Origin of the sequence: Oceanidesulfovibrio marinus, assembly GCF_013085545.1 — a bacterium.
GTDB lineage: Bacteria > Desulfobacterota > Desulfovibrionia > Desulfovibrionales > Desulfovibrionaceae > Oceanidesulfovibrio > Oceanidesulfovibrio marinus.
Genome location: NZ_CP039543.1, coordinates 3,150,535 through 3,166,388, shown reverse-complemented (window position 1 = coordinate 3,166,388; position 15,854 = coordinate 3,150,535). Strand labels below are relative to the sequence as shown.

General features: G+C 64.0%; 18 protein-coding genes. 7 read left to right on the top strand and 11 right to left on the bottom strand.

Translation table 11 applies throughout. The annotated features are described in order from the left end of the window. Nucleotides 1-427: 427 nt before the first annotated feature. From E8L03_RS14000 to E8L03_RS13985, 4 genes are all read left to right on the top strand, one after another. A complete protein-coding gene (locus tag E8L03_RS14000; RefSeq protein WP_171267677.1) occupies nt 428-787 on the top strand; it encodes a DUF4019 domain-containing protein in 360 nt (119 codons plus the stop codon). Nucleotides 788-1,130: 343 nt separating this feature from the next. Beyond that, entirely contained in the window at nt 1,131-1,814 is a 684-nt protein-coding gene (locus tag E8L03_RS13995) for a DUF2959 domain-containing protein (protein ID WP_171267676.1), read from the top strand. 115 nt (nt 1,815-1,929) lie between these two features. Continuing rightward, a complete protein-coding gene (locus E8L03_RS13990) occupies nt 1,930-2,523 on the top strand; it encodes a MarC family protein (protein ID WP_171267675.1) in 594 nt (197 codons plus the stop codon). 42 nt (nt 2,524-2,565) lie between these two features. Beyond that, nucleotides 2,566-3,522 (top strand): DUF1835 domain-containing protein, encoded by a 957-nt coding sequence (locus tag E8L03_RS13985; protein ID WP_171267674.1) that lies wholly within the window; start codon nt 2,566-2,568, stop codon nt 3,520-3,522. 78 nt (nt 3,523-3,600) lie between these two features. On the opposite strand, the gene E8L03_RS13980 is transcribed toward E8L03_RS13985, so the two are convergent. The 4 genes from E8L03_RS13980 to E8L03_RS13965 all read right to left on the bottom strand — a co-directional run bounded on the left by E8L03_RS13980 (nt 3,601) and on the right by E8L03_RS13965 (nt 6,938). Then, a complete protein-coding gene (locus E8L03_RS13980; RefSeq protein WP_144234255.1) occupies nt 3,601-3,996 on the bottom strand; it encodes an OsmC family protein in 396 nt (131 codons plus the stop codon). A gap of 228 nt (nt 3,997-4,224) precedes the next feature. Next, on the bottom strand, nt 4,225-4,581 hold the full coding sequence (locus E8L03_RS13975) for a hypothetical protein (RefSeq protein WP_144234256.1): 357 nt from the start codon (nt 4,579-4,581) through the stop codon (nt 4,225-4,227). Between the two features lie 3 nt (nt 4,582-4,584). Next, on the bottom strand, nt 4,585-5,178 hold the full coding sequence (locus tag E8L03_RS13970; protein WP_144234257.1) for a DUF8043 domain-containing protein: 594 nt from the start codon (nt 5,176-5,178) through the stop codon (nt 4,585-4,587). A gap of 122 nt (nt 5,179-5,300) precedes the next feature. Beyond that, complete coding sequence (locus E8L03_RS13965) at nt 5,301-6,938, bottom strand: glycosyltransferase family 9 protein (protein ID WP_171267673.1); 1,638 nt, start codon at nt 6,936-6,938, stop codon at nt 5,301-5,303. Nucleotides 6,939-7,060: 122 nt separating this feature from the next. On the opposite strand from E8L03_RS13965, the gene E8L03_RS13960 reads away from it, so the two are divergent. Together E8L03_RS13960 and E8L03_RS13955 are read left to right on the top strand one after the other, a co-directional pair. Then, complete coding sequence (locus E8L03_RS13960) at nt 7,061-8,383, top strand: malic enzyme-like NAD(P)-binding protein (RefSeq protein WP_171267672.1); 1,323 nt, start codon at nt 7,061-7,063, stop codon at nt 8,381-8,383. A 234-nt stretch (nt 8,384-8,617) separates the two neighbouring features. Further along, complete coding sequence (locus E8L03_RS13955) at nt 8,618-9,565, top strand: pseudouridine synthase (RefSeq protein WP_171267671.1); 948 nt, start codon at nt 8,618-8,620, stop codon at nt 9,563-9,565. An 11-nt stretch (nt 9,566-9,576) separates the two neighbouring features. Here E8L03_RS13955 and E8L03_RS13950 read toward each other — a convergent pair whose 3' ends face one another. From E8L03_RS13950 to E8L03_RS13930, 5 genes are all read right to left on the bottom strand, one after another. Then, nucleotides 9,577-10,323, bottom strand: coding sequence for a TlyA family RNA methyltransferase (locus tag E8L03_RS13950; protein ID WP_171267670.1), 747 nt, complete (start codon nt 10,321-10,323; stop codon nt 9,577-9,579). A 5-nt stretch (nt 10,324-10,328) separates the two neighbouring features. Continuing rightward, on the bottom strand, nt 10,329-10,928 hold the full coding sequence (locus E8L03_RS13945) for a DUF6125 family protein (RefSeq protein WP_216367907.1): 600 nt from the start codon (nt 10,926-10,928) through the stop codon (nt 10,329-10,331). A 12-nt stretch (nt 10,929-10,940) separates the two neighbouring features. Continuing rightward, nucleotides 10,941-11,804, bottom strand: a complete 864-nt coding sequence (gene folD / locus E8L03_RS13940) for a bifunctional methylenetetrahydrofolate dehydrogenase/methenyltetrahydrofolate cyclohydrolase FolD (RefSeq protein WP_171267669.1) — start codon at nt 11,802-11,804, stop codon at nt 10,941-10,943. 78 nt (nt 11,805-11,882) lie between these two features. Next, entirely contained in the window at nt 11,883-13,190 is a 1,308-nt protein-coding gene (gene eno, locus E8L03_RS13935; RefSeq protein WP_171267668.1) for a phosphopyruvate hydratase, read from the bottom strand. An 86-nt stretch (nt 13,191-13,276) separates the two neighbouring features. Further along, a complete protein-coding gene (locus E8L03_RS13930; RefSeq protein WP_171267667.1) occupies nt 13,277-14,098 on the bottom strand; it encodes a type III pantothenate kinase in 822 nt (273 codons plus the stop codon). A 205-nt stretch (nt 14,099-14,303) separates the two neighbouring features. Between E8L03_RS13930 and E8L03_RS13925 the strand changes: the two genes are divergently transcribed. Continuing rightward, a complete protein-coding gene (locus E8L03_RS13925) occupies nt 14,304-14,579 on the top strand; it encodes a hypothetical protein (protein ID WP_144234265.1) in 276 nt (91 codons plus the stop codon). Nucleotides 14,580-14,673: 94 nt separating this feature from the next. Here E8L03_RS13925 and E8L03_RS21010 read toward each other — a convergent pair whose 3' ends face one another. Further along, nucleotides 14,674-15,534, bottom strand: a complete 861-nt coding sequence (locus tag E8L03_RS21010; protein WP_235896518.1) for an addiction module antidote protein — start codon at nt 15,532-15,534, stop codon at nt 14,674-14,676. Next, nucleotides 15,512-15,835 carry a type II toxin-antitoxin system RelE/ParE family toxin gene (locus tag E8L03_RS13910; RefSeq protein ID WP_171267666.1) on the bottom strand — a complete coding sequence of 108 codons (324 nt, stop codon included), beginning with the start codon at nt 15,833-15,835 and terminating at the stop codon, nt 15,512-15,514. The genes E8L03_RS21010 and E8L03_RS13910 overlap by 23 nt, the downstream gene beginning before the upstream one ends. Between the last annotated feature and the right edge of the window lie 19 nt (nt 15,836-15,854).

The window sequence follows — 15,854 nt, the reverse complement described above, 5'->3', positions numbered from 1 at the left end:
GCAGAGTCGCCGCGGCCGGAATTCTTCCTTTGGGGAGAACGCAGCAGCTCCAGTCAAACCGGTGCAGAGGCTGCCTTGCGCCCTGATCCCCACACGCAGAAAGACTCCATCCTCAGTTCTTTGGTCTATAGCGCGCCCCCCCAGGCCCGCGATTCAGTGGCCGGCTCTATTGGTTCAGCTCCGGGCCCCGATGGATAGGGGATGGGAGGCACGAATATGTTGCGGCGATATTGCCGCAATGGTGGTGATGGTGTATGCAAAAGACGACGTACAGGAAATGGAAGGATAGAATAACACGATACAGTTATTCATGGAATGTACTACCTGGGGGGCTTGCATGAGAAGTGTTGCAATTGCGTTTACTGTTGCGATATTGTTAATGTTGGCTGCATTTCCGCAATATGCTGTGGCGGCGGATACGGACGAGATGACAGCGGAGAAGGCCACTGCGAAGGCCGTGCCGGCAGCCGAGGCATGGCTCAAGCTGGTGGACAGCGGCGCATACGAAGAGAGCTGGGACCAGGCCGCGCCCATGTTCAAAGACAGGGTGCAGAAAAACGACTGGACCAACGCCGCCCAGGCTGTGCGCGAACCCCTGGGGCCAGTGGCGGAACGCACCGTGGAGACAACCCGGTACGCGACCGAGCTGCCGGGCGCGCCGGACGGCCATTACGTCATCATCCAGTTCCGCACCGTGTTCGCCAACAAGAAGAACTCCGTGGAGACGGTGACGCCCATGCTTACCGATGGTGGCACATGGCGGGTATCCGGGTATTATATCAAGTAGACCGCAACATATTTTTAAGAATGAAACGCAATGAGCCCGGCGCCGTGTCCGGGCTCTTATTTATGGGAAGGCGGTTTGCCTCTGCCGGATATTATCCAACATATAAAAAAGATAATCAGAGAACACCAAAGGCCGAGTTGCCGTGCAGGCCCGTGCATGACGTTATGAAGATGATAGTGCCTCGTTTGCGTTCACAGCAAACGCAATGGACAGACAAGGAAACACCGGCCGGGCTTCACAACAACCCGCGGCGTGGGCTATGCTGAGGAATAGGTATGCGCGTAATCGCCGGCACCCGAGGCCGGCCGCGCCGTCCCACCACACCAGACCTCCCGGAGCATCCATGCTGCAGCGAACTGTTCCAGCTCTTCGATATGACGGCCCTTCGTGGCGTATCCTCGTTATTCTCCTCGTCCTTTCGTGTGTAGCAGGTTGCCAGAGCGTCTACTACGACGCCATGGAGCAGTTCGGCGTGCACAAGCGGGAGATCCTTGTGGATCGCGTGGAGTCGGCTCGCGACTCCCAGGAGGAGGCCAAGCAGGAGTTCGCCGACGCGCTGGAGCAGTTCCGCAGCGTAGTCGCCTTCCACGGCGGCGAGCTGGAGCAGCGCTACGAGACGTTGCGCGCCACGCTGGAAAGGGTGGAGGGCCGCGCAGACGACGTAACCAAGCGCATCAACAGCGTGGAGAATGTGGCCGAGGCGCTGTTCGCCGAATGGGAAGGCGAGCTGGACCAGTATACCAGCGCCGAACTCCGCAGCCGCAGCGCAAGCAAACTGCGGGAAACCAGAGCCAGGTACGACCAGCTCATCCGCGCCATGCGCCGGGCCGAGGCCTCCATGCAGCCGGTGCTCCGGACACTGCGCGATCAGGTGCTCTTCCTCAAACACAATCTCAACGCCCAGGCCATAGCCTCTTTGCAGAGCGAGCTCGACGTGGTCCAGCGCGACGTGGACTCCTTGATCCGCGAGATGGAGCGCGCCATCGACGAGGCCAACAGCTTCATCAACCAGATGGTGTCGCGATGAGCCTTGCCTGATGATCCTATGATCACACCCCTTGCATGATGGGGGCGGAGCGATTATCGAGGACGGCTCGACAGGGACGCACAGTCATTCACCAGCGCAACCCAAGGAGCTCCGGGTGCCCGCTTTTTTCAATATATTCATCAAGTTCTTCGTTCTGCTCACGCCGTTCTTCGTGCTCACGGTGTTCCTCTCCCTGACGCGGGACGACACGCCGGCGCGGCGGCGGCAGATTGCCGTGCGGGTGACCATTGCCGTGCTCATCACCACGCTCGTGCTCTTTTACTTCGGCGGCGTCATCTTCGACGTTTTCGGCATCACGCTGGACGCCTTCCGCATCGGCGCGGGCAGCCTGCTGTTTCTCAACGCCGTGGCCCTGGTCTCGGGCAAGGCCGCGGCTCCGGGCGACCAGGTGGAGGGCGGCGACATGAGCGTGGTGCCGCTGGCCATTCCCATCACGGTGGGGCCGGCCACGGTGGGCGCGCTGCTCATCTTCGGCGCCAAGGAACAGACCATGGGCGAACTGCTCGTGGGCAGCGGCGCCTTGATCGCGGCTGTGCTCTGCGTGGGGGTCATCCTCTATGTGGCCACGGCCATCGAGAAGCTGCTGGGCCGCTACGGCATCTCCATCCTCACCAAGCTCACGGGGCTCATCCTCGCGGCGCTTTCGGCGCAGATCACTTTCACCGGCATCAAGGGATTCCTGGGCTAGCAAACCGGAGTCCGGATGCCGCCGATTCGAGCGGAGGCTCTTATGCCGCGGGCTCTGCACATCCGTTGCGGCAGCGACATTCGGGAGGCCATCGCCGGCCTGGGCGGAGACTTCCTGGAGTTCTCCGACCCCATCTGCCAGGGGCCGGTTCCCGGTGGTGTGGATTTCGATGCGTACCTTGAAAGCCGGGTCGCGTACCTTGCCGATACGGTTGGGGCCGGCGAACGCGGCGCCCTGCACGCAAGGCTCCGGGCAGAGTACGAAGGCCTCGGCAGGGCAGGGGAGTACGACGCCGCCATCCTCTGGTTCGAGCACGATCTCTACGATCAGGCGCTGCTGATCCGCGCGCTTTCCTGGATGCAGGAGAAGGCTGCCATGCCGGGTGATTTGCGCATGGTCCGGCCGGATGCGTTTCTGGAGCGGGAGGGGTTCCGCGGCCTGGGGCAGCTTACGCCGCAGGAGCTGGCCGGTCTGGAGGAAACGGCCGTGCCCGTCACGCCGCAGCAGCTGGAATGCGCCGTCCGAGCCTGGCGCATCTACTCCGGGGATGACCCGCAGGCCGTGCTTGAGCTGGCCAGGGACGAGAATCTACCGCTGCCGTACCTCGCTCTGGCATTGCGGCGGCACCTGGAGGAGCTGCCCTGGACAGGCTCGGGCCTGTCTCTGACCGAGCGGCTGATTCTCCAGTCCTTGCAGGACGGTGCTGGAACGCCGGCCGAGGCGTTTCGCCGGATACTCAATGGGGCCGACTGGCAGCCTTTCTGGGGCGACGCTCTGTTTTGGCCGGTGGTGCGTCGTCTGGCCGAGGCGCCGGAGCCTGCGCTCGCGGGATACGCCGGCGAGTGGGAGCCAGTCTCGCTCACGGAGTACGGACGCGCACTCCTGGAGGAGCGGGCGGACTGGCTCCAGAATAACTCGCCGAATCGCTGGTGGGGCGGTGTGGACCTCGATGCGCGACCGGTGCGCTGGAACCAGCGCACACAGTTCATCGAAGAGTAACCGCAATCGCTGTTCTCCTGCGATGTATTATCTAGCCCTCTGAATATATGGAAACGATAGGGTGCTGTATGACTGCGATCAGTTGACGAACGCAGCATCCAGCTCGATGCTTTCCTTGAGATGCTTTTTCACGTGGCAGGCGTGGATGGCCCGCTCCAGCGGCGCACGTTGCTTCTCCGGGAAGCCTTCCGGCACGGTGATCAGCGTGGTGATCTTCGTGATCTCGTTCGTCTTCTCGTCGGTCTCATACTCTATGCCGATGGACAACCCTTCCGCATCCATCTCACGCGCAGCAAAGTACATGAGTGCAAAGTAGTTGCTGCAGGTGGCCACCGCGGCCAGCAGCAGGTCGGTGGGGCTGGGTTCGGACCCTTCGCCGCCTTTTTCCGGTGGCAGGTCGGTGCGCAGGGTGTGGCCGTTCACAACGGCTTCCAACTTCATGCCTTCCAGGCGGCGTACGCTAATCTCTTTCACGAGGAATACTCCTTGATGGAATGTTGAACATCTCACCACGGTAGCGCCTCGGAAAGGCAATTGCAAAGAGAAGCGAAAGAAAGATGGCCCGGCTCCGGGCGGAGCCGCATCGTCGGGCGCGGGGAATGGTCGGAGACAGCCGGGCAGAACGTGTGGCGCTCCCCCCGGCACAAAAAAGAGGAGCGGACCGGCGGCGTGCAAGCGCCGATCCGCTCGAACAATGGCTGTCTAGCCGCGTCTGGAGAGCGCGCTCGTAATGAGCGGGGCCGTTCTCATGGCGCTGCCGTAGCCCGCATGGCGTTTTGTCTCCTGCCGGGAGCGTTTGAGCTCCTCCTTGATCCGGGCATGGAGCTTGCGCGCCTCGTCGGTCAGGCGGTTTTGCATAGACTGCAGCTGCACCAGCTTGTCGCGCAATGGCTTGAGCTCGTCCAGCGTGCCGGAGTTCCAGGCGCGTTCAATGAGCTTGCTCCGATCCTCGGCCAGGACGGCCGCCTCGTCCACCTCCCCCTCTTCAAGCAGGGCAAGCTCGCGATTGGCCACGTCGAGGGCGCGGTCCAGCAAGGCTTCGGCTTCGGCGCGGGCCATGGGCTACTCCGAAATGTCCTGGCGCAGCAGGGAGATGACTCGGTCCCACTTCTCCACGCTGGGGATGAACTCGAACTCAAGCAGGTCGGCCAGCAGAATCCAGTCCTCGTTCTCCAGGACCTCGGAAATTTCGGTGAGCACGCCGGAAATTTCCTGGGAAGCGGCGTTGAATTCGGTGCTCTTGGACATGTCGAACTCCTCGCGCAGCACGGCGATCATGCGCATGAAGTTCTGGGTCACGTCCAGAAGATCCTGGAACAGCTCAAGTGCCTCGGCGTCGTCGGCCTGGCGGAAGAGTTCGGCCACCTTGCGGCCGCCCTGGGACATGATCTGTACGACCGTTTCCAGCTCCGTGGTGATGGAAACGGCCATGTCGGTGACGGAGACGGACTTGATCTCCACCTTCTGGATGGACGAGGTCTCGATATCCTCGGCCTGGTGCGGGTAGATCTCGCTGAACGCCTCGTCGTCCACAAGCACGTCGGTCACAACGCGGCTTTCGAGGTTCTCAGATTCCATCATCTTCACAAGCAGATCTTCGAGGTTCTCGTAGTTGCTCACGGTGAGACCGGTGTTCTGGCCGTCAATGACAATCATGATGCACGCTCCGTGTGTTTGCGTATGGTATTCGGCGCCGGCTGCATGGGCGGCCGGCAAAAACTGCGCGGGGTATGCGCACGACTGGTCTTTTCCAAGAACCATGCCAAACACATGCGCGATCAGGAGTGTACGATTCGGGTCAAGGCGTCCACACAGGCGGCGTACCGTGCGGTAAGGGCGAGAATGGAGTCCAGATCCCGGCCTGCCTCCTGGGAGTTGGAGGCGAAGAGATAGCCGAGCACGCTGAGGTGCTCGCTGGACTCCAGAAGGTGCTGGATGCGCTGGAACGTCGCGAGAAACTTGCCTTTCAGCGATTCGATGGGCGCACTGGCCAGGGCGCGGCCCTGCTGCGTGAGCAGCATGAAAAGCTGCGCGGCCTGGGTCAGCTCGGCCTGGAGCTGGGCGAGGTTTCCCGGCGAGAGCGTGGCCGCATTGTGCGCGTCGAGCTTTTTTTTGATGCGCTCCAGATCGGCGGCCTCGAACACGCCGTTGTCAAAGAGATGGCGGTATGTTTCCCGCTGGATGCGCAGCCACCGCGTGCGGTCCTCACTGTCGTGGCCGGATAGGGAGCGCAGGTCCATGAAGTGATGATCGTCCGAGACCGTCTCCCAGATGCGCGCCGTTCCGCCGGATTGCGCCATGTTCTCCGGCCAGGCGCCGGTCTCCAGCCGCGTGCGCACCAGATCCGCCATCAGCCGAGGTCCCACGGCCCGGCGGCAGGCCTCGTCGCGGGGGCATTCACTGCCGTAGGCGCAGGGGTGGCAGTCCATGGCCGGCTCCAGGCAAACGTTGCCGGCGCGGTACGGTCCGGTGTCCCATGGTTGGGCCGTGGCCAGGAACACGGCGGCCACAGGCACGCCCAGCCCGGCGGCCAGGTGCATGGTGCCCGTATCGTTGCTTACCAGCAGGTCGCACGCCAGGAGCACGGCGGCGAGCTCGGTCAGGTTCGTTTTGCCGATGCAGCTCACCAACGGCGCGCCCGGCGCCATGTCCGCATAGAGCTTCTGGAAGCGCTCGCCGAGCGCGGCCTCGCCCTTGGCGCCCAGCAGCACGGGGATGCGGCCGGTCTCGGCGTGCAGCGCGGCGGCGAGCTCGGCAAAATGAGGCACAGGCCAACGCCGGCGGTCCACGCTGGCGCCCATCTGCAGCGCCACATAGCGGTTGTCGGATTCCGGTATTGTGCCGAAGTCTTCCACAGACTGGCGCAGCAGCTCGGCTGCCGCCTGCGTGTCCTCGGGTCCGGGCGACTTCAGGGCGAAACGTCGCGGCGCATCCGGCAGGCCCGAGACCTTCCAGAACAGGTCCACCAGATTGAAAGGGCTGACTCCGCGTCGCTTGGAGGAGGCGAGCAGGAAGGAGACCCACGGGTTGTCGCTGACCGAGAAGCCGAAGTCGTCCAGCAGAAAGCCGCGGCCGCCCTCCACGTGCCCCATGGACAAGAACCGCGTGAGCAGCCGCACGGGCATGGTCGCCGTGAGGTTGAAGACGTCGTCGAAGGGGAACTCCTGCCGCAACGACGTCTTGAACTCATCCAGGAACCCCAGCGCGTCCTTCCAATCCTTGTCCATCAGCGAGAGCACCCGCGATCCGGGAAAGGCGCAGACGTAGTCGAGATCGGAAAGCAGCCTGGTGGCCGGCGCAAAGTTTTCCAGGCAGAGCAGCCCCACGCCCACGCCACGCTCGGCCAGACCATGTATGACGGGTTGGGTTTGGAGCAGGTCGCCGAAGCGCGTGAGGTTGCAAAGCAGCGTGTTCATGGGTGCTGTGTTATACGGAACCGATTTTCTTGCAATCCCCAACAGTGTGCCTTACCGTGTCGCTCTTTACAATTGCGTAGCGTCTTGCCCACGTACTCAAGATTCCAGTGGAGGAAATCGATATGGCCTTGTTCACGAAGCAGGACGCCCTGGATTACCACTCCCAGGGCCACCCGGGTAAACTCGAGACTGTGCCCGCCAAGCCGTGCCAGACGCAGAAGCATCTCTCCCTCGCCTACACGCCGGGCGTTGCCGAGGTGTGCCGCACCATCGCAGCAGATCCCCATACCGCCTATGACTACACGAACAAAGGCAACCTCGTGGCCGTGGTTTCCAACGGCACCGCCGTGCTCGGCCTGGGCAACATCGGCCCTGCGGCCGGCAAGCCCGTCATGGAGGGCAAAGGCTGCCTGTTCAAGGTCTTTGCCGACGTGGACTGCTACGACCTGAACATCGACACCAAGGACCCGGACAAGATCATCGAGTTCGTCAAGCTGCTGGAGCCCGGTTTCGGCGGCATCAACCTCGAAGACATCAAGGCTCCCGAGTGCTTCTACATCGAGGATACGCTCAAAAAAGAGATGGATATCCCCGTGTTCCACGATGACCAGCACGGCACCGCCATCATCTCCGGCGCCGGCCTCATCAACGCCCTGGAGATCGCCGGCAAGAAGGCCGAGGACGTCAAGCTGGTGGTATCCGGCGCCGGCTCCGGCGCCATCGCCTGCACCAGGTTCTACGAGTCCCTCGGCGTGAAACGCTCCAATATCTTCATGTACGACTCCCGCGGCCTCATCCACAAAGGCCGCACCGATCTGAACCCCCAGAAAGAGTACTTTGCCCAGGACAAGGACCACGGCACCATGGTCGAGGTCATCAAGGGCGCCGACGCCTTCCTGGGCCTGTCCGTGGCCGGTCAGCTCACCAAGGAAATGGTCGCCTCCATGGGCGAGAACCCCATCATCTTTGCCTGCGCCAACCCGGACCCCGAGATCTCCTACCCGGACGCCAAGGAAGCCCGGCCCGACGCCATCATGGCCACCGGCCGCTCGGACTACCCCAACCAGGTCAACAACGTCCTGGGCTTCCCCTTCATCTTCCGCGGCGCTCTCGATGTCCGCGCCTCGGCCATCAACGAAGAGATGAAGGTTGCCGCGGCCAACGCCCTGGCCGAGCTGGCCAAGCAGCCGGTGCCGGACGAGGTCAAAAAGGCCTACGGCGTAGACAGCATGGAGTTCGGCATCGACTACATCATCCCCACGCCCCTCGATCCGCGCGTTATCGAGTACGTGTCCGCGGCCGTGGCCCAGGCCGCCATGGATACCGGCGTTGCCCGTGAGCCCATCGCGGACATGGACGGCTACCGCGCCGCTCTCAAAGACCGCTTCAACAAGGGTAGAGAGCGCATGTCCGCCTTCGTGGACAGCTACAAGCTGGGCTTCTAACGCGCAGCATCGCACCATCCGACCCTACACGGCGCGGCTCCGCTTTGGAGTCGCGCCTTTTTATTGTAGAAGTTAATCGCGCAGGTTGTTCCGAGGGCTCTGCCCTCGGGCACCCGCCGGGGACCAATGGTCCCCGGGCCCCAGATCTGGGGTCCAGGGGAACCGTGTTCCCCTGGCAGGGGCTTGGGGACGGAGTCCCCATGGAAAGTCCTCGTATACAAAAAGTATTACAAAATGAAATCAACCATAATTCCAGAAGAATACGCAGGGCAGCGGCTGGATAAGGCGTTGCTGCTGTTGTTTCCGGAAACGAGCCTGCGCCACAGGCGGCGGCTCGTTTCATCCTGGGACATCCGGGTGGACGGCGTGGTCCGCGGGCCGGCGTACAAGGTGCGGGCGGGCGAGACCCTGACGGCGGCGGAGCCGGCAGAGGCAGAGGTCGCCGCGGAGACTAAGGGAGCGAGCATCCACGCGGTGTCTCGGCCGTGGGCGGCGCTGTACAAACCGGCCGGGCTGGACAGCGAAACCCTGGCCGGTGGTGCGCGTCCGGGGCTGGACCGCTTGTGCGCGGAGCTCGATGCGCAGACGCGTGCCGCAGAGAACGCGGCGTTAGGTCAAAAAGAGGCGTGGCAACTGGTGAGCCGGCTGGACCGCGACGTCTCCGGTCTGGTGGCTGCGGCGCAGGGCACGGAGGCCGTGGCGCGGTTCCGGACATTGGAGGGGGCTGGCGAGGTGGGCAAGACGTACCTCCTGCTCGCCGCGCCGGAGAACGCCGCGAAGCTCCCGGCCGGGAGCGGGCATGTCATCAAAAAGGCTTTAGACATGGCCAACCGCATGCGGGTCCGTGCGCTGGAGGCGGACGATCCGGACCCGGCGCGCTGGACGCGGTTCACGGTGCTGGGGTCGCTCCTCCTGGGCGATGAGGAAGCATTGCTTGTCCAGGCGAACATCGCCCGCGGCGCACGGCATCAGATACGCGTCCACGCCGCCGCGGCAGGGCTGCCTATCGTGGGCGACCCTGTGTACGGGGCAGGCGACCATCCCACCGGAATTCTGTTCCTGCACTGCGCTCAGCTACGCATCGAGGACTTCGAGACTGAAGCGCCGCCGTCGTGGGGCGAGGCGCTGGGAAGCGAGTACGAGCGGTGTCTGGCGCTGGCCGGAATGGATCGGCAATCCTGAGATAACGACAGCTAAGGAAGGATCAGGTGGGCCAGGTACTCCTGGTTGCCCTTGGGCCCCTTGATGCGCGAGGGCACGCAGCCCTGCACCTGCAAGCCGCGGGACTCGGCCCAGGTCAGCACGCCCTGCACGGTCTCGTCGCGCAGAGCCTCGTCGCGCACCACGCCCTTGTCCGTGCGGCCGGGCCCGACCTCGAACTGCGGCTTGATGAGCGTGACGATGGCGCCGCCGGGCCGCAGGAACCCGGCGATGCCGGGCAGGGCCATGGTCAGGGAGATGAAGGAGAGGTCCGCCACGATGAGGTCCACCCCTTCGGGTAATAGCTCCGGCGGGGCGTAGCGCAGGTTCACGCCGTCCATGGCGATGACGCGTCCGTCCTGCAGGAGCTTTTCGTGGAGCTGGTTCTTGCCCACGTCCACGGCGTAGACGCGCGCCGCGCCGTTTTGCAGCAGGCAGTCCACGAACCCGCCGGTGGAGGCGCCGGCGTCCAGGCAGACGTGACCGGCAACGTCCAGGCTGAAGGCGTCGATGGCTGTTGCGAGCTTCTCTCCTCCGCGAGAGACGAATCGCGGCGCTTGCTTGAGCAGGAGCTCGGCCTCCGGGGAGAGCTGCTGGCCGGGCTTGGCCACGGGCTCGGTCAGGCCGTTGCCGGTGACCAGCAGGATCTGGCCGGCCATGACGAGCCGCTTGGCGCGCTCTCGGCTTTCGGCAAGCCCTTGCTCAAAGGCGAGCTGATCGGCGCGGATTTTTTTGGCCATGCGCGCTACTCCGACGCCCCTGCTTCGGCAGCCGTGGCGGTATCGGCGTCTTCATCCAGATAGAAGCGCCAGGCGCACTCCAGATGCTCGTAACCCTTGGGCTTGGCCTCGGGCGGATCGGGCGGCGCAAATAGGCACTCCACGCGGATGCGCGGATCGATCTCCTGGGTGAAGGCTGCGAACTCGCCAACATGCATGTGCTTGCATGCGTACGGCGTCTTGCAGTGCTTGCGCCGGGCCGCGTGGGGTGGGCACTCCGCCATGGTCAGCTCCAGGGAGCCGTCGTCCATGGGCTTGAGCTCGTGCCCGGCCAGAGGTGCCCAGGGAAAGAGGGCAAAGGCGCGGGCAAAGCCTTCCAGGCCGCCGTCATCAATACCGTGGGACGCGCCGAAGCGCGCCTTGATGTCCCGCGCGGCGAGCTTGCCGATGATGGCCCAGACCTCTTCGTTGAGCCGCTCGGCGTCCGGCAGACCATAGCGCTCCTCGGCGCGCAGGAACCAGAAGGCGTCCACGAGCCGGAACTGCCAGAGCACCGAGCCGATGTAGTCGAGCAGCTCCTCGCGGCTGAAGCCCTCCAGCGCGCTGAGGTCGACATTGCGTGACATGGGAGCGAAGCCCTAGGCCACGCCGATGCGGCGCTTGTATGCAATCAGCGTGTTGGCCAGAAGCTGGGCAATGGTCATGGGGCCCACGCCGCCAGGAACGGGCGTCATGGCGCTAACCTTGTCCTTCAGTCCCTCGAAGTCCACGTCGCCGCACAGACCCTCGTCGGTGCGGTTCATGCCCACGTCCACGACCACCGCGCCGTCCTTGACCATGTCCGCGGTCACGAGCCTGGCCCGGCCCACGGCGGCAAAGACGAAGTCGGCCTGGCGGATGACCGCACCCAGGTCCGGCGTGCGGGAGTGGCACAGGGTGACCGTGGCGTTGCCCATGGGGCCGGGCAGGCCCAGCATGATGGACAAAGGCTTGCCCACGATGTTGGAGCGGCCGATAACCACGGCGTGCTTGCCGGCTGGGGAGAGGCCGTAGCGCTCCAGCAGCACCATGACGCCGGCAGGCGTGCAGGAGCGGAAGCCTTCGCGGCCGAGCACCAGGTTGCCCACATTCATGGGGTGGAAGCCGTCCACATCCTTGGATGGATCGATGGCCTCCAGCAAGGGGGTGGCGTCCAGGTGCTTGGGCAGGGGCAGCTGCAAGAGGATGCCGTCCACGTCCTCGCGCTCGTTGAGCTGCTGGATGAGGGAGGCGAGCTCCACCTGCGTGGTGGAGGCGGGCAGGCGGTGCGCCTCGGAGGCGATGTGGGCGGCCTCGCAGGCGCGTTCCTTGTTGCGCACGTAGATGGCGGAAGCGGGATCGTCACCCACAAGGATGACGTGCAGGCCGGGCTGGCGGTTGCCGGCGGCGGTCAGGGTCTGGATTTCGGCGGCGATTTCCTCGCGGATTGTCTGGGCCGTCGCCTTGCCGTCGAGCAGAATCATGAAAGATCTCCGTACAGTCTTGCGTCAAAGAAAAAACGGCCGGAAGGCTGCGCGCCCTCCGGCCGTGGTCAGAGTGCTTTAGTCTTCTTCGTCGTACTCAAGGTAGCCGAAGTGGTCGGCAATGACCGGACCGAAGTAGAAAGCGTCGTCCTCCAGCTCCTCCTCGATGCGCAGGAGCTGGTTGTACTTGGCCAGGCGGTCGCTGCGGGAGAGGGAACCGGTCTTGATCTGGCCGGCGTTCACGGCCACGGCCAGGTCGGCGATGAAGCTGTCCTCGGTCTCGCCGGAGCGGTGGGAGACCACCGTGGTGTAGGCCGAGGTCTTGGCCATCTCGATGGTGTCCAGGGTTTCGGTCACGGTGCCGATCTGGTTGAGCTTGATGAGGATGGAGTTGCAGACCTCGCGCTCGATGCCCTCGGCCAGGATCTCGGGATTGGTGACGAAGATGTCGTCGCCCACGAGCTGCAGGGAGTCGCCGAGCTCGCCGGTGAACTTCTCCCAGCCGTCCCAGTCGCCTTCGGCCAGGCCGTCCTCGATGGAGATGAGCGGGAACTGCTCGGCCAGCTTGGCGTAGAACTCGATGAGCTCGTCCACGCCCATGGTCTTGTTCTCGCCGGCCAGCACGTACTTGCCGTCCTTGTAGAACTCGGACGCCGCGGCGTCGATGGCCAGGGCAATGTCGTTGCCCGGGTTGTAGCCGGCGGCCTCGATGGCCTTCATCATGTACTCGAAGGCCTGCTCGTGGCTCTTCAGGTTGGGAGCGAAGCCGCCTTCGTCGCCCACGGAGGTCACGTGGCCGTCCTTGGCCAGGATTTTCTTGAGGGCATGGAAGGTCTCGGAACCCATGCGCAGGGCTTCAGCAAAGGTCTCCGCGCCGATGGGCATGAGCATGAACTCCTGGATGTCCAGGTTGTTGGGGGCGTGGGCGCCGCCGTTGATGACGTTCATCATGGGCACGGGCATGAGCTTGGCGTTCACGCCGCCGAGGTACTGGTAGAGCGGCAGGCCCAGGAAGTTGGCTGCGGCGCGGCAGGTGGCCATGGAGACGCCGAGCATGGCGTTGGCGCCCAGGCGCTCCTTGCTCTCGGTGCCGTCCAGCTCGATGAGCAGGTTGTCCAGAGAGACCTGGCGTATGGCGTTCATGCCCACCACGGCCTCGGCGATCTCGCCATTGATATTGTCCACGGCGTTGAGCACGCCCTTGCCCAGGTAGCGCTCCATGTCGCCGTCGCGCAGCTCCAGGGCCTCGCGGGTGCCGGTGGATGCGCCGGAGGGCACGGCGGCGCGGCCTGTGACGCCGTTTTCCAGAGTGACTTCAACCTCAACCGTGGGGTTGCCTCGCGAGTCGAGAATCTCCCGACCCCAGACGGAAACGATAATGGACATGGCTTTCTCCTGAGTTCTCTGCAGAAAAAGGTGCGTTAGAAACGTATTGTTGTTGGGTAGCCTGATAAAGGTTTTTTGTGAAGGCGTCAGCGGAAATCAGGCGCCTGGTCGTACAACGATTTCAGCCCGGAGAGCAGCAGGTCCGGGTCGAGTATTACGGGAGTTCTGGCTACGCGGCACACGGCGTGGGCCACGCCGCCCGTGGCCACCACGGCCGGCGGCTCGGCAATGTTCCAGGGAGCGTCCTTCAGAATGGCGGAAAGCCGCTCCACAACGCCGTCCACCATGGAGGCAAAGCCGAACAGGATTCCGTGGGTCAGGCTCTGGGAGGTGGAGCGCCCGATGGCTGGTCTGGGCTCTGCCTCTTCCAACACCTGAAGGCGAATCTGTGGCAGCTTGGCGGTCTGGCCGGCCAAGGCGCGGGATGAGGATATCACCCCCGGGCAGATGAGCCCCCCGAGATATGCCCGGCCGACGACGCAGTCAAATGTCGTGGCCGTGCCAAAATCGATCACGATGTGCGCCGGCGCCGGATGCAGCTCCACGGCGGCGTAGGCCGCCAGCAGCCTGTCCGCGCCTACCTCGCGGGGGCGTTCGTACCGGTTCTCCATGGGGAATGGCAAGCCGTCCGGCACAAAGTGGACCGAGCAGTCGAGGTATTTGGCGCAGGCCGCGTCCAGAATGGGGTCCATGGACGGCACCACGGAGCTGGCTACGCACGCGGCCACGGAGCCGACGCCGGCGTGCCGGAGCGACGCCTCCAGGGCCAGGCCCAGGGAATCCACCGTGGCGGCCGGGTCCGTGGGCAGGGTATAGGATGCGGTGATGGCGGCTCCCGGCTCGGCCGGGGCCATGCCGATCTTCATGCCGGTGTTTCCGATGTCGAAAAGGATCACGTGGCTCGTCATGATAGTTTCTTTTTAGCCTGTCGAATCGCAAGAGGGAAGAAAAAGCGCGCGCTGTGACGATTCCTCGACTCCCTGGCGGAACGTTTTTCCGGGCTCAGGCAACGTTGTGTTCGCAATCGCCCGAAATCCGGCGTCCTTCTGCTTCTTGCATAGAGATTGCATAGATTTCTCCCGGACACGAACGATCAGTCACGAGGAGATCACCATGGCGTTTCGTATCGATAATTCCGCAGCAACCAGCGCCGAGACTCGCAAGACCGAACAGCTCCTGGCCAGGGTTGCCGAGCTGAGAAAGGCGCGCGAAGCCAGGGCGTCGCAATCGCAACAGACGGCGGCTAGCGAAGTACGCGAAAAACCGACGACCATCAATGCGCAGAATCCGGAAGAGGTGTCGGAGTTTCTGGACAACCTGCCCACGGATGCCGAAGACGCGCACCAGCTCAGCGCAGCCAAGGTCGCCGCGCTGCTGGACCTCGTTTAGCTATTCCACAAAAAGGAGCCGGACATCCGCCGCATCTGCGGGGGAGCCGGCTCCTTCCTTTTCGCAGTCAATATCCTTGCGCAGTCGCGCCCTTTTATGAATGACGCCCGGACTGCTCATCGCGGTACGATGCGCCTTCGATGCCGAGCAGCAGCCGTTTCATGGGCAGGCCGGCGCCGGTAAAGCCAGTGAGGCCGCCGGAGGCCGAGAGCACCCGATGGCACGGAATGAACAGCGGCCAGCGGTTGGAGGCCATGGCCCGGCCCACGGCGCGCGCTGCATGGGGACGACCGCTCATGGCGGCGAGCTCGCCGTAGCTGGTGGTGTGGCCGAACCGCACCGAGCGGAACAGGGTGCGCAGGACCTCGCGGGAAAAGTCGGACACGTCGTCCAGCGGAATGTCCCGATCCAGGTCAAGGCCGAAGTCGGCGGCGCGGCCCTCCAGGTAGTCGGCCAGGCCGCGTGCAAAGGCCCGGCCGCGGGGGCTGAGCTCCTCTTCCGGCGTGGGCGCGGCACCCTCGGGCGCAAAGTCCAGGGATATGTTGTTCAGACGCTCGCCATTCCAGACCAGCGTGACGCTCAAAGGCGGCATGCAGATGATCTCGGTGTTCATACGATGTGCTCCATTTTTGCGAGGCAGTGATGTGTGCGAGCCGTGCGGCCGCCGGGCCATGCCGGCGCGTTGCACCGCAAGGGGCAGGCCAAGGGCCCTGGTGATCTTCACGATGGTTTCGAACCGCGGTTTCGCACCAGGGGCGAGGGTTTTGTACAGGCTCTCCCGGCCGAGGCCGGTGTCTTTGGCCAGCTGGGCGATGCCGCGGGCTCTGGCCACGTCGGACAGGGCGGCCAGAAAGACGTCGGGGTTCGGGTCCTTCATCGCCGCCGTGAGGTACTCGGCCATCACCTCGTCGTTGTCGAGGTACTCGGCCGCGTCAAATGTGCTGAGTGGAATCATGGTGCAGCTCCTCGATTTCCCGCCGCAAGGCCTTGGCCCGGTCGATGTCATGCTGCCGCGAGCGCACGTCGCCGCCGGCAAGCAGCCAGAAGACGCGCGGGCCGTGCTGCCACAAGTAGAGGCGGTATCCGGGATCGATATGCAGACGTATTTCCGACACACCTTCGCCCACAGGATCACAGTCGCCGAGGTCGCCAAGCTCCGCCGACCTGATCCGGGCGAGGACCCCGGCTCGCGCTCTGGCATTCTCGATCTTCCTGAGCCAGGCAGCGAATGCTTCTGTCTGGTAGAAGGTGTACACGAGTAGACTGTATCCGATT